The organism is Geobacillus sp. FSL K6-3411 (assembly GCF_037965715.1).
Taxonomy (GTDB): domain Bacteria; phylum Bacillota; class Bacilli; order Bacillales; family Anoxybacillaceae; genus Geobacillus; species Geobacillus thermodenitrificans.
Map to the genome: position 1 here is coordinate 56,432 of NZ_CP150187.1, position 21,323 is coordinate 77,754.

Consider the following 21,323-nt stretch of genomic DNA (forward strand, 5'->3'; position numbering starts at 1 on the left):
CACAAAGCATGTTTAACCCTTCTTGTTTTAGGATAAAGTAGACAATAGATTCTAATTCAGGAAGGTGAAGAAACATGGCGATTGTGTTGGGAGCGAAAGAACGCAAGGACAAAAAACATTCAACATTGCGGCGTATTCGTTCGCAAGGAGGCATTCCGGCGGTATTGTACGGCAAAAAGGTCGATAATAAAATGATTTCCATCAGCGCCGCTGATCTTGAGAAGGCGCTACGCGAGGGTGGACGTCACAGCTTAGTGACGCTGAAAGTCGACGGGGAAGATTACTCGGTTCTATTGCGTGAAGTGCAGCGTGATCCATTGCGTGGCGAGCTTCTTCACGCTGACTTTCAAGCGGTCGATATGTCGACGGAAGTCGATGTTGACGTGGAAGTCCGCTTAGTGGGCGAAGCGCCTGGAGTAAAAGATGGCGGCGTGTTGCAGCAAAACTTGCACGAATTATCGATCCGCGTTTTGCCGGCAAACATTCCGCCTGCGATTGAAGTGGACATCTCCGGTTTGCAAGTCGGCGATGTCATCACAGTCGGCGACGTGCAAACAGGCGGAACATTTGAAATCAATCATGAACCTTCCGAAGTCATCGCGACGATCTTGCCGCCGCAACAGGAAGAAGAAATCCATAGCGGTGAGCAGCAAGAGCCGGGACAGCCTGAGGCTGAAGAAGGAAGAGAAACGACGCCAGAAGGATGATAGACGTAACCGTTTCGGTTACGTCTTTTGTAGTATCATGTACAGAGAGGAGCACGGCCATTGAAGCTGTTTGTCGGGCTCGGAAACCCGGGCAAGGAGTATGAACAAACGCGCCATAACATCGGTTTTTTCGTCATTGATGAGTTGGCTAAACGTTGGAACGTTTCGTTGAAAACCGCTAAATTCCGTGGCTTGTTCGGAACGGCTTCCGTTTTCGGCGAAAAAGTGGCATTATGCAAACCTTTAACATATATGAATTTATCAGGGGAATGTGTTTGCCCGCTCATCGACTTCTACGATATTGCCGTCGACGATGTTATTATTATATACGATGACCTCGATCTCCCGCCGGGGAAAATCCGCCTTCGTCTAAAAGGAGGCTCCGGTGGTCATAATGGTGTCAAGTCGATCATTCACCATCTTGGCACGGAGCAGTTTAAGCGCATTCGCATCGGCATCGGTCGGCCAACAAATGGGCAACCAGTTGCTGATTACGTACTTAGCCGTTTTACGGAAGAAGAAAAGCCAGCGGTAATGGAAGCTGTTTTGCGGGCTGCCGATGCGTGTGAACAGGCAGTGACGACACCGTTTATCCAAGTGATGAATGACTTTAACGAGTGAATATTTTCCTCTGAACTGGTACACAATGTGAGTACGGAAGGCGCGAGGCATTGACTTCGCCTGCCTTGCGGACGGAACAGTCCAGTGAGGAGGTTTGCTCGGATGGCATTGCACTACTATTGCCGTCATTGTGGCGCAAAAGTTGGCACGATTGACCACGTATCCATATATAGTGAAAAACTAGGATTCCATCATTTGACTGAAGAGGAACGACTTGACATGATTTCGTACGAGCCGAACGGTGACATTCATGTAAAAACGATTTGTGAAGATTGCCAAGAGGCGTTGGTGCGAAATCCGGAATGGCATCAATATGAAAAATTTATTCACTAGGCGCAGCTTTGGGCGACCAAAGCGTTTTTGCATTTTCGCCAAATGGCTAAAAGGGGAAGAAACTAATGTTGGAAGGAGGGGGGATAGAGGTGCTTTCTCTGCATCGCTATTTAGCTGAAAATCAGGATGTTCGCACGATCATTGAAGGAATCCATGCCCGCCTGAAAGAACAGCTTGTCGCCGGGCTGTCAGGGTCGGCTCGGTCTGTTTTTATTTCCACCCTTTATAAGGAGACAGGGCGGCCGATGTTAGTGGTGGCCCATAACTTGTTTCAGGCGCAAAAAATATATGACGATCTCGTTTCGTTGTTGGGGTCGGATGATGTGTTTCTTTATTCGGTCAACGAAGTCATCGCCGCTGAAATGGCGGTCGCCAGTCCGGAGTTGAAGGCACAACGTCTCGAAATTATGAATCATTGGGCGCAAGAAGGAAAAGGGGTTGTTGTCTGTCCAGTCGCCGGCTTGCGGCGATTGCTGCCGCCGCTGTCGCTTTGGAAGCATTACTTGTTTACGTTCTCGGTTGGACAAGAGCTCGATTTGGAACGCTATAAGCAGCTGTTTGTCGAAATGGGATACAAGCGGGTCGCCACCGTTTCTGCTCCCGGGGAGTTCAGCATCCGTGGCGGCATCGTTGACATTTATCCGCTAACGGCTGAGCTTCCGTATCGTATTGAGCTGTTTGATACAGAAATTGAATCGATTCGAACGTTCACCCCTGATGACCAGCGTTCACACGAGCAGGTGGACCGCGTCATGATCGGGCCGGCCGACGAAATTATTCTTAATGAGGAGGCACGGCAGCGAGGAATCGAACGAATCGAAGCCGGGCTTGCAGCTAGTTTGGAAAACATCAAAGATGATGCTGCCAAGCAGCGGATGTACGAGCATATCCACGCTGAATTGGAACAGCTGCGCGAGGGACAGGAAATCGAACAACAATATAAATATATGTCTCTTTTTTATGAAAAGGCTGCGAGTTTACTAGATTATTTGCCAGAAGATGGCGTGCTGCTGATGGATGAAATGAGCCGGTTGCAGGAGGCGGCTGAGCGACTTGATCGCGAAGAAGCGGAATGGTATACAAGCTTACTCGACGGCGGAAAAATGATCCATGATGTGCCGATTTCGCACTCATTTTCTGAATTGTTGCAAAAGAGTCGATTCCAACGGGTGTACTTGTCCTTATTTTTACGTCATGCACCTCATACTCATCCGCAAAATGTCGTCAATATTACATGTAAGCAAATGCAAAACTTTCATGGGCAAATGGCTCTTCTTCAGTCTGAGATCGAGCGATGGAAAAAGGCGAACTATGCGGTCGTCTTTTTGGCGCCTGATGCCGAGCGGGTGAAAAAGTTGCAGTCGCTGCTTGAAGATTACGAGATCGATGCGCTGCCGCTGCCGTACGAAGCGGCGCTGTTGCACGGCAAATGTCAGCTCCTTCAAGGCGATTTAAATACAGGGTTTGAGCTGCCACTGCAAAAACTGGCGGTCATCACCGAGGAAGAACTGTTCAAAAAGCGGGCCAAACGCCCAGTGCGCCGACAAAAGTTGTCGAATGCCGAGCGGATCAAAAGCTATGCCGAACTGCAAGTCGGCGACTATGTTGTCCATGTCAACCACGGTATCGGAAAATATTTAGGCATCGAGACGTTAGAAATCAACGGAGTGCATAAAGACTATATTCATATCCAATATCAAGGCGGCGATACGCTTTACGTCCCGGTTGATCAAATGGACCAAGTGCAAAAGTACGTCGGTTCGGAAGGAAAAGAGCCGAAAATTTATAAGCTCGGCGGTACAGAATGGAAAAAAGTCAAAAAGAAAGTGGAGTCTTCTGTCCAAGACATTGCGGAAGATTTAATCAAGTTATATGCCGAGCGCGAGGCAAGCAAAGGATATGCATTTTCCCAGGATACAGAAATGCAACGCGAATTTGAAGCGGCGTTTCCGTACCAAGAGACGGAAGACCAGCTTCGTTCGATCGAGGAAATTAAGCGTGATATGGAAAGCGAAAAGCCGATGGACCGCCTCCTTTGTGGCGACGTCGGTTACGGGAAAACGGAAGTGGCGCTGCGAGCGGCATTTAAAGCGATTATGGACGGCAAACAAGTGGCCTTCCTTGTGCCGACGACGATTTTAGCCCAGCAACATTATGAAACGGTGCGTGAGCGGTTCCAAGGATTTCCGATTAACGTCGGGTTGTTAAACCGGTTTCGGACGAGAAAACAGCAGGCGGAGACGATCAAAGGGTTAAAAGACGGCACAATCGACATGGTGATCGGTACGCACCGGCTGTTGTCGAAGGACGTGAAGTTTAAAGATTTAGGCTTGCTCATTATTGACGAGGAGCAGCGGTTTGGCGTGGCGCATAAAGAAAAAATTAAGCAGCTGAAGGCGAATATCGACGTGCTTACATTAACAGCAACGCCGATCCCGCGCACGCTCCATATGTCGATGATCGGTGTACGCGATTTGTCGATCATCGAGACGCCGCCGGAAAACCGCTTTCCGGTACAGACGTATGTAATGGAATATACACCAGAGCTTGTTAAAGAGGCGATTGAGCGCGAGCTCGCCCGTGATGGGCAAGTATTTTTCCTTTATAACCATATCGAAGATATCGACTTGAGAGCAGAAGAAATCGCCCAGCTTGTCCCGGAAGCGCGCGTGACGTTTGCGCACGGGCGAATGTCGGAAGCTGAGCTCGAATCGACGATTTTAGCCTTTTTGGAAGGGCAATATGACGTGTTGGTGACAACGACGATTATTGAGACAGGCGTCGATATTCCGAACGTCAATACGCTCATCGTGTATGACGCCGACCGGATGGGGCTGTCGCAGCTGTACCAGCTGCGTGGGCGCGTCGGCCGCTCGAACCGCGTCGCTTATGCATATTTCACGTACCGAAAAGACAAGGTGTTGAATGAAACGGCAGAAAAACGGTTGCAAGCTATTAAAGAGTTCACCGAGCTTGGTTCCGGGTTTAAAATCGCCATGCGCGATTTGTCAATCCGCGGTGCCGGCAACATTCTCGGCGCGGAACAGCACGGCTTTATCGATTCTGTCGGATTTGATTTATACTCACAAATGCTGAAAGAGGCAATTGAAAAACGGCGTGGCCTTAAACAGGAAGAGGAGCGCCCGGACGTTGTGATCGACGTAGAAGTCGATGCCTATATTCCGGATACGTACATTTCCGATGGATTACAAAAAATTGAAATGTACAAGCGGTTTAAAGCTGTCGAGACACTCGAGGACGTTGAGATGCTACGTGAGGAGATGGCGGATCGTTTTGGCGATTATCCGGACGAGGTGGCTTATTTGTTTCAAATTGCGGAAATTAAAGCGTTGGCGAAGCAGCTCGGCGTTGAATCAATTAAGCAGCATAAGCAACAAATCGATCTTTTATTTACCGAGCAGGCGTCGAAAACAGTGGAAATCCAGCGCTTATCTGGCATTGGCCGCCAGTATGGCCGCCTGTTTGGATTCGGCATGGATGGGGCGAAGCTGAAAATCGTTCTTTATATTAAACAAATGAAGCCACACGAATGGCTGATGATTTTGTATGAGACGTTAAAGCAGCTGTTCGGGGTGGAAAACGAAAAATCAGTGATCGCATGACCAGGACAAAAAAGTCGAGTTTTGTTTTGCATGTTTATGTTTCTGCTGATGTGGCGATAATGAATGATGGACAATTTTATCTAAAATGGGCAAAATCACTTTCATCGCGTATAGAAAGTGGATTGTGAAGGATACTAATGACAACAATGGTGAATTCCCCATCACAAAAGGGTTCATCGGAGTATCCTTCAAATCCTAGATGAAAGTGAGGGTATACAAAGCATGAAAGCAACCGGTATTGTTCGTCGAATTGATGACTTGGGAAGGGTTGTCATTCCGAAGGAAATTCGGAGAACGTTACGCATCCGCGAAGGAGATCCGCTCGAAATATTTGTTGATCGCGATGGAGAGGTCATTTTGAAAAAATATTCGCCGATCAGTGAGTTGGGTGACTTTGCTAAAGAGTATGCTGAGGCACTGTTTGACAGCCTCGGGCAGCCCGTGCTCATTTGTGACCGCGACGTATTTATCGCTGTCGCCGGTGTTTCGAAAAAAGAGTATATGAACAAAAGCGTCAGCCCGCTAGTGGAAAAAGCGATGGAAGAGCGCACTTCTGTCCTCCATACGGAAGAAGGAGAGGTAGAGCTAGTAGACGGGATGACGGAGACGTTGAAGTCGTATACGATCGGTCCGATTGTCGCCAACGGCGATCCGATCGGGGCGGTCATCATTTTATCACGCGAGAAGACGCTTGGTGAAGTGGAGCATAAAGCGGTTGAAACTGCGGCCAGCTTTTTAGCCCGACAAATGGAACAATAAGCGAAACAAGAAGGCAGCTTACGAAGCTGCCTTTTTTCCGTCTGCTAGCCGTTTGAGGAAGTCGTGGCTTCAGGTAAGCCATCGTCTTTGTCTAGCAGCCCCATGTTGCGCTATAATATCGAGCGTAGCCATGGCAATGGAACCATTGGCGGCTTTCTCGGTCGCTGGCGAATGTCCCCAGCCTGGCTATCCGTCGGCAAACGCCATGAAGGCGGGAGGAAAAGCGATATGGGGAACGTATGGAAAGGCGCAGCTGTATTGACGGTTGCTGCTTTGCTGACGAAGCTGTTAAGCGCGTTGTACCGTATCCCGTATCAAAATATGGTCGGGGATGTCGGTTTTTATATTTACCAACAAGTGTATCCGATTTACGGCATTGTTGTAGCGATGTCACTAGCGGGCTACCCGGTCGCTATCTCGAAGCTCATCGCTAAGAGGTTCGTGGAAGGAGATGCGGCGGGAGCAGCCGCCGTTAGGCGCATCGCGCTGCTGTTGTTAAGCGCGCTCGGTGTTATGCTGTTTGCTGGTTTGTATGCAGGGGCCGAAACGGTGGCGTCATGGATGGGGGACGGTCGGCTTGAACCGCTGTTGCGGTTGCTTTCATTTTCATTTTTGTTTTTTCCGTTGATCGCTGTGCTGCGTGGTTATTTCCAAGGCCAGCATGACATGATGCCGACTGCGGTGTCTCAAGTTGGTGAACAGTTCGTGCGGGTGACAGCGATTTTAGGGCTGTCATATTGGGCGATGCGGCGTGGTGCAGATGTTTATTCCTGCGGCATGGCAGCGATTGCAGGGACACTCGGCGGTATGGCGGCGGCGCTTCTTATTTTGCTCTTTTATTCCGCTAAGCGCAGACGAAAAAAAACGGCCGGCCGCACGCCCACGGCTTCGTTCTTACATGTAGGCCGACATTTATTGACAGTTGGAACGATCGTTTGTTTGACAAATATGGCATTGACGCTTATTCCACTCGTGGATTCGTTTTTGTTTGTCCCACTTCTTCATGAAACAGGAGCAAGCCTAGATGAGGTGAAATGGTTAAAAGGGGTGTATGATCGCGGGCAACCGCTCATCCAGCTTGGCACAGTTGTCGGCACATCGCTTTCATTGGCGCTTGTCCCATTTATCTCTAGCGCCCAACGCAGCCAAGGAGCCATTTTCACGCAAGGTCTGTTGCCATTTCGATTTGCTGCCGTCATCGGTGTTGGCGCTTCTTTAGGGCTCATTTGCCTGATTCGGCCGATCAATACGATGTTGTTTGAAAATGATCGTGGCTCACTCGTTCTCGCTGTCTTGTCCGCTTCTGTCTTTTTTACAACGATGGCACTGACTTCGTCCGCCATGTTGCAAGGAATGGGAAAAGAGTGGGCGGCCGCTGCCGGTGTAGCGGTGGCCGTAGCGGGAAAAATGGCGCTCATGCATTGGCTTGTGCCGCCGTTTGGCGTCCTTGGCGCGGCCTTAGCGACGACGGGGGCTTATGCGCTCATGGCTTGCTTTTTATATGTATGCTTGCGGCGTGAATGCCAACTGACCAACATCCAAAAGTATGCCTATCCAATCGTGAAGGCTGGCGTCGCGATGGTTGTCGTGCTGCAGTTGTATATGTGGCTTATGGATGCTGCCGCCGGCGGACGCTTATGGGCAACCGCTGAGGCGCTTGGAGGCGTCGCCGTCGGTGCGATCGTCTATATCGTATGCATTGTCAAAGGGAACGTTTTCTCCGAGGAGGAATTGTCCGCTCTCCCGTTGGCTAATAAATTTCGTCTACTATCAGGAAGCAGGTGATCGGCGATGAATACGATTTATATTTTCGGACTTGGCGCTGGGGATTTCGAACAGCTGCCGGTCGGTGTATACCGAAAGCTCAAGCGGGCGCATCCGCTCTTTTTGCGGACGAAAGAACATCCGGCCGTGAAGGGGCTTGAGGAAGAAGGAATCACGTTTACGTCATTTGACGATGTTTATGAAAAGCACGAGCAGTTTGCCGATGTGTATGCGGAAATTGTTTCTATTCTTGTCGAACAAGTAAAGCACGGCGACGTGTTTTATGCCGTTCCTGGTCATCCGCTTGTTGCTGAACAAACGGTGCAGCTTCTTTTAGAGGAGGAGCGACGCGGCGTTTGCCGGGTGATGATTGAAGGCGGCCAAAGCTTTTTCGATGCACTGTTTGCTGCGCTGCGCATCGACCCGATCGAAGGGTTTCAGCTGTTGGATGCGACTTCCTTTCAAGGAGACGAGTGGTCGCCTTCGCTGCATACGGTTTTTTGTCAAGTGTATGATTCGTTTGTCGCCTCGAACGTGAAGCTTTCCCTTATGGAACAGCTTCCTGACGACTACCTGGTCTATATTGTTACCGCGGCAGGAACGAAGGCCGAACAAGTAAAGCAAGTGCCGCTCTATGAACTTGATCGTCAGACTGTGCTCGACAACTTGACGAGTGTCTATGTGCCACCGGTCAAGGATGAGCCGCTGCTTTACCATCGGTTTGAGACGTTGCGCCGCGTCATTGCGACGCTGAGGGGGCCGAATGGCTGTCCGTGGGACCGGAAGCAGACACATGCATCGCTGAAGCGGTATTTGCTTGAAGAGGCGTATGAATTGCTTGAAGCGATCGATGAGAACGACGATGACCATATGGTTGAAGAATTGGGCGATGTGTTGTTGCAAGTGATGCTGCACGCCCAAATCGGCGCTGACGACGGCCTATTTTCGATCGACGATGTCATCCGCACGTTGACAGCGAAAATGATTCGTCGCCATCCGCACGTGTTTGGGAATGTAACGGCCGATACAGCCGAACAAGTGGTCGTGAACTGGGAAAAAATTAAGAAAGAGGAAAAAGGCGATGAACAGCCGGAATCGCTCCTCGCTGACATTCCGAAGAGCTTGCCAGGGACGATGCGGGCGTACGAACTGCAAAAAAAGGCAGCTAAAGTTGGGTTTGATTGGAATGATGTGGAACCCATATGGCAAAAAGTTGAGGAAGAAATGGCCGAGTTTCGAGCGGAAACGTCTAGCGGCCGTCGCGCGGAGCTTGTCAGTGAATTTGGCGATGTAATGTTTGCGCTCATCAACCTTGCCCGGTATTATGGCATTCAGCCAGAAGAAGCGCTGCAAAGGGCGAACGACAAATTCACCCGCCGCTTCGCCTACATTGAGGAACAAGTACGAAAAAGCGGTCGGCCGATCACCTCGTTTTCACTCGCCGAGCTCGATCGATTTTGGGAAGAAGCAAAAGAAAACGGACGGTAAGGGGGATCATCATGCGTCTTGACAAATTTTTAAAAGTATCCCGGCTCATTAAACGCCGCACATTGGCGAAAGAAGTTGCTGATCAAGGCCGAGTGTGGATCAACGGCCATGTTGCCAAAGCAAGTTCAAACGTGAAAATTGGTGATGAACTGACGATTCAGTTTGGGCAAAAACGGGTAACAGTAAAAGTAGCTGATTTAAAAGAAACGACAAAAAAAGAAGAAGCGACGGGGTTGTATGAGCTGATTCGTGAAGAACGGATCGCATCTGCGTCCGAACAAGACGGCGTCTAATTTGTCCCGCGGGCTTGTTCTAAACCATCCCCCGCTGACATACATATGGTACAAACAGCGGATACGAAAAAAGCGGTGGGCTCTGCCGCCTTTCATTCTAAATCGAAATGCGGGGGATGAACATGAATCGGCACGATGAATTTAGCGGGAATATGAACAAAGGACCGGTTCAAGAACACGACGTGATCATGCGCGGCCGACGTCTTCTTGACATTACTGGGGTAAAACAAGTCGAGAGCTTTGACAATGAGGAGTTTTTGCTTGAGACGGTCATGGGTTTTTTAGCGATTCGAGGGCAAAACTTGCAAATGAAAAACTTAGATGTCGATAAAGGTGTCGTCTCGATTAAAGGGCGCATTTTTGATCTCGTTTATTTAGACGACCATCAGGAGAAGGCTAAAGGATTCTTTAGCAAGTTGTTCAAATGAGCATCACAACACAGCTTCTCACCATGCTGACGATGATCGGCATGGGAGGCTGGCTTGGCATGGCGCTTGATACGTACAACCGATTTTTAAAACGGGACGAACGGGCGCACTGGCTCGTCTTTGTGAATGATGTGTTATTTTGGGCAGTGCAGGCGCTTCTTGTTTTTTATGTATTGTTGCTCGTCAATGATGGCGAGCTTCGCTTTTATCTTTTTTTGGCGCTTTTATGCGGCTATGCCGCTTATCAAAGTTTGCTCCGTTCGTTGTACGTTCGGGTGCTCGAGTGGATCATTTGGTTGGCGGTGCGGATCGGACAGGCGTTCGCCCAGCTGTTCCGCCATATGGTGATCCGTCCCCTCGTCCTCCTTGGACAAATGACGTTAGCGTTGCTTTTGTTTGCTTGCCGGCTTGTTATGTGGACGGTCCAGTTTCTATTGCTTGTCGTTTGGAAAACTGTTCTTTTCTTGCTTGCTCCGCTGCGCTGGATAGGTATAGCCGTTTGGCGACGAGTGCCGCCGCATCGTCGAGCTTGGGTGGAAAATTTTTTTCATCGTTTAAAAGGATTTGCTGGACAAATCAAGAATACAAAAGACAAAATAGGCATATGGTTTGCGAAATGGCGGAAATAAAAGAGGTGCAAATACATGAACGTGCCCCGGAAACCGAATGTGACGAAACTGCAGTCTAGTTACGTATCAGAACAAGAAGAAAAAAAGCGGAAGGCGTCAAGAAGGCGGCGGGTTGTGGCTGTTCGTTTGGCCTTTTGGGCTTCACTGTTTATGGTGCTCGCCTCTGTTCTCATTTACACGTTGCATCTGCAGGTGAAGGCGATCGATGCAAAAACAGCGGAAAAACAAGAGCTAAAAGACCAGCTTGCGGAGCTCGAACAGCAGGAAAAGCAACTGAAAGAGGAAATGAAAAAGCTGCATGACGATGATTACATTGCTGAACTGGCACGAAAAAAATATTATTTATCGAAAGATGGGGAAATTATTTTTGTCTTGCCAGAAGAGTGATATTTTAACTGCGGATGCCCGTACAATACGGGCATCCGTCATATTGACACGTATTTTTTTCATTCGCTATAATGAAAGCAATACCATCTTTAAAGCGTTTTAAGGAGGAGCACTTTTTTTATGTCGATTGAAGTAGGCAGCAAGTTACAAGGCAAAGTCACAGGCATTACGAAATTCGGGGCGTTTGTAGAGCTGCCGGAAGGTGTGACAGGACTGGTTCATATTAGCGAAGTAGCCGATAACTATGTCAAGGACATCAACGATCATTTGAAAGTTGGCGACATGGTGTATGTGAAGGTGATCAACGTCGGCCAAGATGGAAAAATCGGTCTATCCATTCGCAAGGCAAAAGATACGCCTTCTTCGCAGCGGCCTCGCCACCGAGCACACGACCGCTCTGCAGCTGACAGTTTAGAGCAAAAAATTAGTCGTTTCCTCAAAGAGAGTGAAGATCGACTGGCGTCGTTGCGCCGTCATACGGAATCGAAGCGGGGAGGGCGTGGAGCGAGACGCGGGTAACTTGCTGCTGAATACATGTAGGAAAGATGATGAATAGGGAGACAACAAGCATCCATGATCATGGATGCTTCTTTGTTTCTAAGGTAAAAAATGAAGGGGATATTTTCCTTATATATTTTTTCGTTTTATATGTTGACAATATCCAATTCCTCTATTATGATATTAAATGTTGTCACACGGCGGTGTAGCTCAGCTGGCTAGAGCGTACGGTTCATACCCGTGAGGTCGGGGGTTCGATCCCCTCCACCGCCACTAAAACAGAATATGGCCCGTTGGTCAAGTGGTTAAGACACCGCCCTTTCACGGCGGTAACACGGGTTCGAATCCCGTACGGGTCATCGCAAACGAGCATGCGTCATCAAGCGACATGCTCGTTTTTTCTTTTTGTCTGCTTCTGTCGGAACGGGTATACTGTCGGCGCATCATCGAAGAAAACGTCGAACGATTTTTTATTTTGCTCCGTTGTTTTGACAAATTTCAGATAATTTTAACTATATAATAGGGGGTAATAGAAAGCAAAGGAGAGGATCGGGAATGGAAAGAGTAGAAAGAGGAACGGTGCGTCGCATTTCAGAAGTACGGATTAATGAAACGCAAGCAACCTTGTCGCGCTGGATGCGCCATGTGAAGTTGCGACTTGGCCATCTGTTCGTTCATCAAGGCTTTTTGCTTCTCCTTGTCGGCTTTTTGTTGGGACGGGCGTTAATTTTGGCGAAATTGACCCCGTTTGCGCTGCCGTTTTTTGTCTCTGTCTACATGTTGCGTCGTGACAAGGCAGCTTTCGCTTTAGTTTCACTGCTGGCCGGCGCTGTGACGCTGTCGTTTGATACGGTGTTGTTTGTCGGTGCTTCCATTTTTGGTTTCCTCTTTATTTATAGCTGGGTGCGGAAAGTGATTAGTGAATCATTAAAACTTGTGCCGTTCGTCGTTTTCGCTGTATCGTTGGCGACAAAATGGCTCATTTCTTATTACTGGCTTGGGGAACGGACGGCATACGGAGTGGCTATGGCGGTTGTAGAAGCCGGGTTGTCACTCGTGCTGACATTGATTTTTATGCAAAGCATTCCGCTGTTGACGGTACAGAAACATAAACATGCGCTGCGGGCGGAAGAAATGATTTCATTGATTATTTTGCTGGCGTCGATGCTGACTGGGATGATCGGCTGGTCGGCGTACGGCTTATCGCTTGAACATGTCATGTCGCGCTATCTCGTTTTATTATTTGCATTTGTAGCTGGGGCAGCGACTGGTTCGACCGTCGGGGTCGTCACTGGGCTCGTTCTGAGCTTAGCGAACGTCGGTAACTTGTCTGAAATGAGCTTGCTTGCTTTTGCCGGCCTGCTTGGCGGCCTGCTGAAAGAAGGAAAAAAGATTGGGGTCGCGTTCGGACTCATTGTCGCAACGCTGTTGATGGGCTTATACGGGGAAGGGAAAGCCGAACTCATGCCGACGCTGCTTGAATCAAGCATCGCTATCATGCTGTTTTTATGTACAGCCCATTCGCTGACAGAGAAGATTGCCAAACATATTCCTGGCACGGCTGAATATATCAACGAACAACAGCAATACGTTCGCAAAATCCGTGATGTAACGGCACAGCGCGTTTCGCAGTTTTCGAACGTCTTTCAAGCGCTGGCGGAAAGCTTTTCGCCTGGACCGCTGTCGGATTCTGATGAATACCATGAACGGGAGGTTGATTATTTTCTTGGTGATATTACAGAAAAGACGTGCCAAACGTGCTTTAAGAAAGCGCAATGCTGGGTAGCCAACTTTAGTACAACATATGCGTATATGAAACAAATGATGCATGAGGCGGACGAAAAAACGTTGGCACAAAACCATCAGTTGTTACGCGAATGGGAGCGGTATTGCGTCAAAGCAGGCAAAGTGGTTGACACGATTGAAAAAGAGATGGTGATTTATCAGGCGAACCGTAAGCTCAAACGGCAAGTTTACGAAAGCCGGAAGCTTGTTGCCGAGCAATTGTTGGGTGTTTCGCAAGTCATGGACGATTTTGCGAAGGAGATTCAAAAAGAGCGAGAAAACCATTATTTGCAAGAGGAACAAATCTACCATGCCCTGCAAGAGTTTGGCATCGAAATCGGGCATGTCGATATTTACAGTTTAGAAAAAGGAAATATCGATATTGAAATGAGCATTCCTTACTGCGAGGGGCGTGGTGAGTGCGAAAAACTGATCGCGCCGATGCTGTCGGACATTTTAGGGGAGACGATTGTCGTCAAGCGCGAGGAATGTGCTGCCTATCCAAATGGCTATTGCCGGGTTGCCTTCGGTTCGACAAAAGCGTTTGTCGTCGAGACAGGCGTGGCGTTTGCTGCTAAAGGAGGCGGGCTCATTTCTGGTGACAGCTATGCAACGATTGAACTTGGCACCGGTAAATACGCTGTCGCCATTAGCGACGGCATGGGCAACGGGGAACGAGCGCATTACGAGAGCCACGAGACGTTACATTTGCTGCAAAAAATCTTGCAGACAGGAATGGATGAATCGATCGCCATTAAATCGATCAATTCCATTTTGGCGCTGCGGACGACAGAAGATATGTACGCGACGCTTGATTTGGCGATCATTGATTTGCAAAACGCGGCGACGAAGTTTTTAAAAATCGGGTCGATGCCAAGCTTTATTAAACGCGGCGATAAAGTGATGAAAGTAGAGGCGAGCAATTTGCCAATGGGGATTATTAAAGAAGTCGAATTCGATGTGGTCAGTGAACAGCTGAAATCCGGCGACTTGCTCATTATGATGAGCGACGGTGTGTTTGAAGGGCCAATGAATGTGGAGAACCATGATTTGTGGATGAAACGGAAAATCCAAGAACTGAAAACGACCGATCCACAAGAAGTCGCCGATGTGATCATGGAGGAAGTGATCCGGCAGTGCGGTGGAGAGATTGAAGATGATATGACCGTTGTTGTCGCCAAAGTGCGGCACAACACGCCAAAATGGGCGACGATTCCGGCATATATGTATATGAAAAAGGCGCAGTAGTACGCGTATAAAAACGTTCTCCCGCGGCGATGATGGTAATACATTCCGCTGAGGAGGGGAACGAAGATGCGAAAGGGAACGTTGCGGCAGATTTTGCTCATTACCGACGGCTGCTCCAACCATGGCGAGGATCCAGCCGCCATGGCGGCATTGGCGAGGGAACAGGGCATTACAGTGAACGTGATTGGTGTATTGGACCAAGACACGATCGATGAAAATGGGCAGCGAGAAATTGAAGCGATTGCGGCCGCTGGCGGCGGGATGAGCCAGGTCGTATATGCGAGGCAGCTGTCGCAAACGGTGCAGATGGTGACGCGCCAAGCGATGACCCAGACGTTGCAAGGGCTGGTCAACCGGGAATTGAAACAAATATTTGGTTCGGACGTTTCGCTCGAAGACTTGCCTCCGGACAAGCGCGGTCAAGTGATGGAAGTCGTCGATGAACTTGGAGAAACGGCTGCGCTCGACGTGCTTATTTTAATCGATACGAGCGGGAGCATGAAGACGAAATTGCCGACGGTCAAAGAGGCGCTCGTCGATTTATCGCTTAGTTTAAATGCACGCATGGGTGAGAACCGTTTTTCCGTCTTCATCTTTCCAGGAAAGCGGCAACATGCCGAGAAAATGATTGACTGGACGCCGAGGATTGAGGAGCTGTCCACCATCTTTCCGAAATTGGCGTCAGGCGGGCTGACACCAACAGGACCGGCGCTGCGCGAAGCGATCGCCCATTTCGACCGCAAACGGTCACTAAGGAGCTGGATTGGTAATGGCGATGAGCCATACATTGAAGAATCGTCTTTGTAATCTTCCGCCTGGCACGGTTGTTACCGGCAAATGGCACGGCCGTTCATACCGGCTTTTGCGGCGGCTCGGCAGTGGGGCAAACGGCGTCGTCTACTTGGCAGAAAGCGGCTGCAACCGCGTCGCTGTCAAACTGAGCGATGATTATGCGTCGTTGGCCTCGGAAATGAATATATTACGTCGTTTTTCTAAGGTCCAGGGGGGCGCCCTCGGACCTTCTTTGCTGGAGGCCGACGACTGGCGGAGCCCGCTTGTGCAGGAGACGATCCCTTTTTATGTGATGGAGTATATTGAGGGGGAAAACTTCACTACCTTTGTCCGCCGCCGCGGGAAAGAGTGGGCGCCGGTGTTGCTTGTGCAGTTGTTGTCGGTGCTCGAGCGGCTGCATGAGGAGGGGTGGGTATTTGGCGACTTAAAACCGGATAATTTAATCGTCACCGGGCCGCCGCCATCTGTCCGGTTGTTGGATGTTGGGGGAACGACGCTGCAAGGAAGGGCGGTCAAAGAGTTTACAGAGCTGTACGACCGCGGCTATTGGGGGCTTGGGTCGCGCAAAGCTGAGCCGTCGTATGACTTGTTTTCAGCAGCGATGGTGATGATTGCATCCTGTTATTCGGGACATCTCGAGAAAAAGGGCGACGGGCGATCACAACTTTTCAGGATCATCGAAGCCGACCGCTTTTTAGCCCAATATAAGCACGTTTTGCAAAAAGCGCTCGACGGCCGGTATGCAAAGGCCGCCGACATGCGTCGTGACTTATTAGCGGCTTCTTCCCGCCGGTTAGCGGTGAAAGATGAAACAAAGATAGTGTCGTCGAACCGCCGGTCGGGGCGGCGGGCGAAAAAGCGCCGCAAAGTGGGGGCTATTGCTGAGACAGTGTTGATTGCTGTCCTGTTGCTTGGTGCATACGGTTTTTATATATACTGGCAACTAACGATGTAATTTATGGTACAATAGCTATCGATGAGGCTAAAAGAGAGCAAAGAGGTTTTTTCGAATGGTTGATAAAGTGCGCGCCTTTATTGACAGGCATAGGTTGCTTACGGAAGGAGCGACGGTCATTGTCGGCGTTTCCGGAGGCCCGGATTCACTTGCTCTTTTGCATCTTTTATCTTCGCTTCGGGATGAGTGGAAGCTTCAGCTCGTGGCGGCTCATGTCGACCATATGTTTCGCGGGCGGGAATCAGAAGAAGAGATGGAATTTGTGAAACATTTTTGTGCCGAGCACCGTATTTTATGTGAAGCGGTGCAAATCGATGTTCCAGCTTTTCAGCGGCGCACAGGTCTCGGCGCTCAGGAGGCGGCTCGAAATTGCCGGTATCACTTTTTTGCCGAGCTGGTGAAAAAGTATCAAGCGCAATATGTCGCTTTAGGCCATCATGGTGATGACCAGGTCGAGACGATTTTAATGCGACTTGTGCGCGGTAGCACAAGCAAAGGGTATGCTGGCATTCCTGTCAAGCGTCCGTTTCATGGCAGTTATCTCATTCGCCCGTTTTTGGCTGTCAGCCGGGCGGAAATCGAGGACTACTGCAAAAAAGAGGAGCTAACTCCGCGCCGAGATCCAAGCAATGAGAAAGACGATTATACACGCAATCGATTTCGCCATCATATTGTCCCGCTATTAAAACAGGAAAATCCGCGCTTGCATGAACGATTTCAACAATATAGTGAAATGATGGCAGAAGATGAGCAATTTTTAGAGGAATTAGCCACGGACGCGCTGAATAAAGTAATGGAAAAACAAAATAGCGATGTTGTATTGCGCATTGCCCCGTTTTTGGCGTTGCCGAGACCGCTGCAGCGTCGGGTGTTGCAGCTGTTGCTTCTCCGCCTTTACGGAGGCATTCCGCCGGTGTTGACTTCTGTGCATATCGGCCATATACTGATGCTTTGTGAGCGCGCCCATCCTTCTGGAATGCTCGATTTGCCAAAAGGGTTGAAAGTGATTCGTTCGTATGACCGCTGTTTGTTTACGTTTGGCTTGCAACATTGCGCTCAAAGCTATTGGCTAGAGCTGCCGGTTCCGGCGCTATTGCCTCTCCCAAACGGTTACGTAATCATAAGTGAATTTGGGGAACACTATCCAAGAAAGCAGTTAGGAAATGACTCGTTCGTGGTTGACCCCGCTACGGTTTCTCTTCCGCTTCATGTACGGACGCGCCGCACTGGTGACCGGATGGTGCTGAAGGGGACGGGAGGAACGAAAAAAATTAAGGAGATTTTTATTGAGGCGAAAATTCCACGGATGGAAAGGGACTGTTGGCCGATTGTAGAAGATGCCGACGGCCGCATCCTTTGGGTGCCTGGACTGAAAAAATCGGCTTTTGAAGCCGGAGAGCATGGGCAAACTCGCTATATTTTACTGCACTATCAGGCGATGAACAGCTAGGAGGAAAAAAGATGGGGATGAAAGACGATATCCAAAAAGTGCTAATCACCGAGGAAGAAATTCAGGCAAAAGTAAAAGAGCTAGGTGCTATATTGACGAAGGAGTATGACGGCCGTTTTCCGCTCGCCGTCGGCGTTCTCAAAGGCGCGATGCCGTTTATGGCCGATTTGTTGAAACATATTGATACATATTTGGAAATGGATTTTATGGATGTTTCGAGTTATGGGAATGCGACGATTTCATCTGGGGAAGTAAAAATTATCAAAGATTTAAATACATCCGTTGAAGGTCGCGACATTTTGATCATTGAAGATATTATTGACAGCGGGCTGACGCTCAGCTATCTGGTCGATTTATTCCGTTACCGGAAGGCGAATTCAATTAAAATCGTCACCCTCCTTGACAAGCCGTCTGGACGTAAAGCCGATATTCAAGCGGACTACGCCGGATTTACCGTCCCGGATGAGTTCGTCGTTGGTTATGGTCTCGATTATGCGGAAAAATATCGCAACCTCCCGTTTATCGGTGTCTTAAAGCCAGAAGTGTACCAAAAATAAGACCGTTGCTGTGCGGCGGCCGAATTGTTTGTATTTAGGCAAATTTCTATGCTAGTATTGAGTATAGTGTGTTTCATATGGGAGGAGGCAAGAAATGAACCGGATTTTCCGTAACACCATCTTTTATTTGCTGATTTTTCTCGTCGTGATCGGCGTCGTCAGCTTTTTTAACGGTACGAATCAGCGGACCGAGCCGATGACGTACGATGCGTTTATCACTCATTTGGAAAACGGGGAAGTCAAGTCGTTTTCCATTAAGCCGGAGCGCGGCGTATATGAAATTCGAGGCCAACTGAAAACATATAATGAAGGGCAATATTTTTCCACCTATGTGATAAACAGCGACAAAGTGCTTGATCGCATCGATGCGGCGGCGGCACGGGCGCGGGTGGAAGTGATGCCAGCGGATGAAACGAGCGGATGGGTTACGTTTTTCACATCCATTATTCCGTTTGTCATTATTTTTATTTTGTTTTTCTTCTTGTTGAACCAAGCGCAAGGCGGCGGCAGCCGAGTAATGAATTTCGGCAAAAGCCGGGCGCGGCTGTATACGGATGACAAGCGGAAAGTCCGTTTCCGTGATGTGGCTGGGGCGGACGAGGAAAAAGAAGAGCTCGTGGAAATTGTTGAATTTTTAAAAGACCCGCGCAAATTCGCTGAACTTGGTGCCCGCATTCCAAAAGGGGTGCTGCTTGTCGGACCGCCAGGTACAGGGAAAACACTGTTGGCGCGCGCGGTCGCAGGGGAAGCAGGCGTGCCGTTTTTCTCGATCAGCGGGTCGGATTTTGTGGAAATGTTCGTCGGGGTCGGTGCATCGCGCGTGCGCGACTTGTTTGAAACAGCGAAAAAAAATGCACCGTGCATCATTTTTATCGATGAAATTGACGCTGTCGGACGCCAGCGCGGAGCCGGTCTTGGCGGCGGCCACGATGAGCGTGAGCAGACGCTCAACCAGCTGCTTGTCGAAATGGACGGTTTTAACGGGAATGAAGGGATCATTATTATTGCAGCGACGAACCGTCCGGACATTTTAGACCCAGCGCTCTTGCGCCCGGGTCGCTTCGACCGGCAAATCACTGTCGATCGCCCAGATGTCAAAGGACGCGAAGCAGTATTACGCGTGCATGCCCGCAATAAGCCGCTCGATGAATCGGTTGACTTGAAGACGATCGCCATGCGGACACCGGGATTCTCCGGTGCTGATTTGGAAAACTTGTTGAACGAAGCGGCGCTTGTGGCAGCGCGTCGGAACAAAAAGAAAATCGATATGGACGATATCGACGAAGCAACCGATCGCGTCATTGCCGGACCGGCGAAAAAAAGCCGTGTTATTTCGGAAAAAGAGCGGCGCATTGTTGCATTCCATGAGGCCGGACATACGGTCATCGGCATGGTGCTTGCCGACGCGGAAATGGTGCATAAAGTAACAATCGTCCCGCGTGGCCAAGCTGGTGGTTATGCGGTGATGCTGCCGAAAGAAGACCGTTACTTTATGACAAAAGAGGAACTGATGGATAAAATTACAGGGTTGCTCGGCGGGCGCGTCGCTGAGGAAATTGTGTTCAATGAAGTAAGCACAGGGGCTCATAACGATTTTCAACGGGCGACAAACATTGCACGCCGGATGGTGACGGAATTCGGGATGAGCGAAAAACTTGGTCCGCTTCAATTTGGCCAACCGAGCGGGCAAGTGTTTTTAGGTCGCGACTTGCATAACGAACAAAACTATAGCGATAAAATCGCTTATGAAATTGACTTAGAGATTCAACGCATCATTAAAGAGTGCTATGACAAGGCGAAACAGCTTTTAACGCAGCATCGGGACAAATTGGATTTAATTGCTACGACACTTTTGGAAGTTGAGACACTCGATGCTGAACAAATTAAGCATTTGTTCGAGCACGGTACGCTGCCGCCGGACCGCAATGGACGCAATGACACCGGTAAAGGCGACGACGATGTGAAAGTGAACATTCAGAAGAAAGAGTAACAGTTGGGGCTGAACGAAAAGGACATCTTTCTTCAAGGGAGATACAACCTATTGCTTGTGAAAGTGCTCGATGTGTATATATGGTGATCACAAAGGATGTCTTACAATTTTGGGGACATCCTCTTTTTTTGCTATTGACCGGAGTGAGGCCGCCGTTTTTTCCCCCGCAAGAAAACAAGGTATGATATGATAAAGAAAGGAATTTATTGAGGAAAAGTGGGGAATGAGGCCATGATTTTTGTGTTGGACGTTGGCAATACAAATACCGTGCTAGGGGTTTATGACGGTGATGAATTAAAATACCATTGGCGCATTGAGACAAGCCGGGCGAAAACGGAAGACGAGTACGGCATGACAATTAAAGCGCTTTTGAATCATGTCGGCTTACAGTTTTCCGATATTCGTGGCATGATTATTTCTTCTGTGGTGCCGCCGATTATGTTTGCCCTTGAACGCATGTGTTTAAAATATTTCCATATTAAGCCGCTCATTGTCGGGCCGGGCATTAAAACGGGGCTTGACATTAAATATGAAAATCCGCGTGAAGTCGGCGCTGACCGGATTGTCAATGCGGTTGCCGGCATTCACTTATACGGCAGCCCACTGATCATTGTCGATTTCGGGACAGCGACGACGTATTGTTATATTAATGAACATAAACAATATATGGGGGGAGCTATCGCCCCAGGCATCATGATTTCGACAGAGGCGTTGTTCGCAAGGGCGGCGAAATTGCCTCGCATTGAAATTGCCCGCCCAGACGATATCGTTGGTAAAAATACGGTCAGCGCCATGCAAGCTGGCATTTTATACGGTTATGTTGGACAAGTGGAAGGCATCGTTTCGCGAATGAAGGCGAAAAGCAAAGTTCCACCGAAAGTGATCGCGACTGGTGGCCTTGCACCGCTCATTGCCAGTGAGTCGAGTGTCATCGATGTCGTCGATCCGTTTTTAACGTTGACTGGGCTGAAACTGTTGTATGAGAAAAATACGGAGAAAAAAGGATGAAAGGCTTG

General features: G+C 49.2%; 20 protein-coding genes and 2 tRNA genes. All 22 read left to right on the top strand.

Annotated elements, in window-relative coordinates; genetic code table 11:
• The first annotated feature begins 74 nt into the window (after positions 1-74).
• Positions 75-707, top strand: a complete 633-nt coding sequence (locus NSQ22_RS00285; RefSeq protein ID WP_008881691.1) for a 50S ribosomal protein L25/general stress protein Ctc — start codon at positions 75-77, stop codon at positions 705-707.
• 60 nt (positions 708-767) lie between these two features.
• Positions 768-1,328 (top strand): aminoacyl-tRNA hydrolase, encoded by a 561-nt coding sequence (gene pth, locus NSQ22_RS00290; RefSeq protein WP_011886609.1) that lies wholly within the window; start codon positions 768-770, stop codon positions 1,326-1,328.
• A gap of 102 nt (positions 1,329-1,430) precedes the next feature.
• A complete protein-coding gene (locus NSQ22_RS00295) occupies positions 1,431-1,661 on the top strand; it encodes an anti-sigma-F factor Fin family protein (protein ID WP_008881693.1) in 231 nt (76 codons plus the stop codon).
• Positions 1,662-1,750: 89 nt separating this feature from the next.
• Positions 1,751-5,284, top strand: coding sequence for a transcription-repair coupling factor (gene mfd / locus NSQ22_RS00300; protein ID WP_060475493.1), 3,534 nt, complete (start codon positions 1,751-1,753; stop codon positions 5,282-5,284).
• Between the two features lie 222 nt (positions 5,285-5,506).
• Positions 5,507-6,043: a stage V sporulation protein T gene (spoVT, locus tag NSQ22_RS00305; protein WP_008881695.1), complete on the top strand. Its 537-nt coding sequence runs from the start codon at positions 5,507-5,509 to the stop codon at positions 6,041-6,043.
• Positions 6,044-6,173: 130 nt separating this feature from the next.
• Positions 6,174-6,305 (top strand): hypothetical protein, encoded by a 132-nt coding sequence (locus tag NSQ22_RS00310; protein WP_255396528.1) that lies wholly within the window; start codon positions 6,174-6,176, stop codon positions 6,303-6,305.
• Complete coding sequence (locus NSQ22_RS00315; protein ID WP_011886611.1) at positions 6,272-7,828, top strand: polysaccharide biosynthesis protein; 1,557 nt, start codon at positions 6,272-6,274, stop codon at positions 7,826-7,828. The genes NSQ22_RS00310 and NSQ22_RS00315 overlap by 34 nt, the downstream gene beginning before the upstream one ends.
• A gap of 6 nt (positions 7,829-7,834) precedes the next feature.
• Entirely contained in the window at positions 7,835-9,295 is a 1,461-nt protein-coding gene (gene mazG / locus NSQ22_RS00320; protein WP_008881698.1) for a nucleoside triphosphate pyrophosphohydrolase, read from the top strand.
• Between the two features lie 11 nt (positions 9,296-9,306).
• Entirely contained in the window at positions 9,307-9,588 is a 282-nt protein-coding gene (locus NSQ22_RS00325; protein ID WP_008881699.1) for an RNA-binding S4 domain-containing protein, read from the top strand.
• Between the two features lie 122 nt (positions 9,589-9,710).
• Positions 9,711-10,016 carry a sporulation protein YabP gene (gene yabP, locus NSQ22_RS00330; protein WP_008881700.1) on the top strand — a complete coding sequence of 102 codons (306 nt, stop codon included), beginning with the start codon at positions 9,711-9,713 and terminating at the stop codon, positions 10,014-10,016.
• Positions 10,013-10,645 carry a spore cortex biosynthesis protein YabQ gene (gene yabQ, locus NSQ22_RS00335; RefSeq protein WP_008881701.1) on the top strand — a complete coding sequence of 211 codons (633 nt, stop codon included), beginning with the start codon at positions 10,013-10,015 and terminating at the stop codon, positions 10,643-10,645. Before yabP ends, yabQ begins: the two co-directional genes overlap by 4 nt.
• 15 nt (positions 10,646-10,660) lie before the next feature.
• Positions 10,661-11,032 carry a septum formation initiator family protein gene (locus tag NSQ22_RS00340; RefSeq protein WP_008881702.1) on the top strand — a complete coding sequence of 124 codons (372 nt, stop codon included), beginning with the start codon at positions 10,661-10,663 and terminating at the stop codon, positions 11,030-11,032.
• A gap of 120 nt (positions 11,033-11,152) precedes the next feature.
• Positions 11,153-11,551 carry a S1 domain-containing RNA-binding protein gene (locus tag NSQ22_RS00345; RefSeq protein WP_008881703.1) on the top strand — a complete coding sequence of 133 codons (399 nt, stop codon included), beginning with the start codon at positions 11,153-11,155 and terminating at the stop codon, positions 11,549-11,551.
• 178 nt (positions 11,552-11,729) lie between these two features.
• Positions 11,730-11,803: transfer RNA gene (locus NSQ22_RS00350), tRNA-Met, on the top strand.
• Between the two features lie 14 nt (positions 11,804-11,817).
• Positions 11,818-11,889, top strand: a tRNA-Glu gene (locus tag NSQ22_RS00355).
• Positions 11,890-12,085: 196 nt separating this feature from the next.
• Complete coding sequence (gene spoIIE, locus NSQ22_RS00360; protein WP_008881704.1) at positions 12,086-14,563, top strand: stage II sporulation protein E; 2,478 nt, start codon at positions 12,086-12,088, stop codon at positions 14,561-14,563.
• 66 nt (positions 14,564-14,629) lie between these two features.
• Entirely contained in the window at positions 14,630-15,370 is a 741-nt protein-coding gene (locus NSQ22_RS00365) for a VWA domain-containing protein (RefSeq protein ID WP_008881705.1), read from the top strand.
• Positions 15,333-16,310, top strand: a complete 978-nt coding sequence (locus NSQ22_RS00370; RefSeq protein ID WP_008881706.1) for a serine/threonine protein kinase — start codon at positions 15,333-15,335, stop codon at positions 16,308-16,310. The genes NSQ22_RS00365 and NSQ22_RS00370 overlap by 38 nt, the downstream gene beginning before the upstream one ends.
• 55 nt (positions 16,311-16,365) lie before the next feature.
• A complete protein-coding gene (gene tilS, locus NSQ22_RS00375) occupies positions 16,366-17,760 on the top strand; it encodes a tRNA lysidine(34) synthetase TilS (protein WP_081157339.1) in 1,395 nt (464 codons plus the stop codon).
• 11 nt (positions 17,761-17,771) lie between these two features.
• Complete coding sequence (gene hpt / locus NSQ22_RS00380) at positions 17,772-18,317, top strand: hypoxanthine phosphoribosyltransferase (RefSeq protein WP_008881708.1); 546 nt, start codon at positions 17,772-17,774, stop codon at positions 18,315-18,317.
• Positions 18,318-18,411: 94 nt separating this feature from the next.
• A complete protein-coding gene (ftsH, locus tag NSQ22_RS00385) occupies positions 18,412-20,307 on the top strand; it encodes an ATP-dependent zinc metalloprotease FtsH (RefSeq protein WP_008881709.1) in 1,896 nt (631 codons plus the stop codon).
• 231 nt (positions 20,308-20,538) lie between these two features.
• Positions 20,539-21,315 (top strand): type III pantothenate kinase, encoded by a 777-nt coding sequence (locus tag NSQ22_RS00390; protein WP_008881710.1) that lies wholly within the window; start codon positions 20,539-20,541, stop codon positions 21,313-21,315.
• The last annotated feature ends 8 nt before the right edge of the window (positions 21,316-21,323 follow it).

Bases quoted from the DNA above. Each gene is read 5' to 3' on its own strand.
- NSQ22_RS00285 (WP_008881691.1), top strand. From the start codon at position 75: ATGGCGATTGTGTTGGGAGCGAAAGAACGCAAGGACAAAAAACATTCA.
- NSQ22_RS00295 (WP_008881693.1), top strand. From the start codon at position 1,431: ATGGCATTGCACTACTATTGCCGTCATTGTGGCGCAAAAGTTGGCACG.
- spoVT (WP_008881695.1), top strand. From the start codon at position 5,507: ATGAAAGCAACCGGTATTGTTCGTCGAATTGATGACTTGGGAAGGGTT.
- NSQ22_RS00310 (WP_255396528.1), top strand. From the start codon at position 6,174: ATGGCAATGGAACCATTGGCGGCTTTCTCGGTCGCTGGCGAATGTCCC.
- NSQ22_RS00315 (WP_011886611.1), top strand. From the start codon at position 6,272: ATGGGGAACGTATGGAAAGGCGCAGCTGTATTGACGGTTGCTGCTTTG.
- mazG (WP_008881698.1), top strand. From the start codon at position 7,835: ATGAATACGATTTATATTTTCGGACTTGGCGCTGGGGATTTCGAACAG.
- NSQ22_RS00325 (WP_008881699.1), top strand. From the start codon at position 9,307: ATGCGTCTTGACAAATTTTTAAAAGTATCCCGGCTCATTAAACGCCGC.
- yabP (WP_008881700.1), top strand. From the start codon at position 9,711: ATGAATCGGCACGATGAATTTAGCGGGAATATGAACAAAGGACCGGTT.
- yabQ (WP_008881701.1), top strand. From the start codon at position 10,013: ATGAGCATCACAACACAGCTTCTCACCATGCTGACGATGATCGGCATG.
- NSQ22_RS00340 (WP_008881702.1), top strand. From the start codon at position 10,661: ATGAACGTGCCCCGGAAACCGAATGTGACGAAACTGCAGTCTAGTTAC.
- NSQ22_RS00345 (WP_008881703.1), top strand. From the start codon at position 11,153: ATGTCGATTGAAGTAGGCAGCAAGTTACAAGGCAAAGTCACAGGCATT.
- spoIIE (WP_008881704.1), top strand. From the start codon at position 12,086: ATGGAAAGAGTAGAAAGAGGAACGGTGCGTCGCATTTCAGAAGTACGG.
- NSQ22_RS00365 (WP_008881705.1), top strand. From the start codon at position 14,630: ATGCGAAAGGGAACGTTGCGGCAGATTTTGCTCATTACCGACGGCTGC.
- NSQ22_RS00370 (WP_008881706.1), top strand. From the start codon at position 15,333: ATGGCGATGAGCCATACATTGAAGAATCGTCTTTGTAATCTTCCGCCT.
- tilS (WP_081157339.1), top strand. From the start codon at position 16,366: ATGGTTGATAAAGTGCGCGCCTTTATTGACAGGCATAGGTTGCTTACG.
- hpt (WP_008881708.1), top strand. From the start codon at position 17,772: ATGGGGATGAAAGACGATATCCAAAAAGTGCTAATCACCGAGGAAGAA.
- ftsH (WP_008881709.1), top strand. From the start codon at position 18,412: ATGAACCGGATTTTCCGTAACACCATCTTTTATTTGCTGATTTTTCTC.
- NSQ22_RS00390 (WP_008881710.1), top strand. From the start codon at position 20,539: ATGATTTTTGTGTTGGACGTTGGCAATACAAATACCGTGCTAGGGGTT.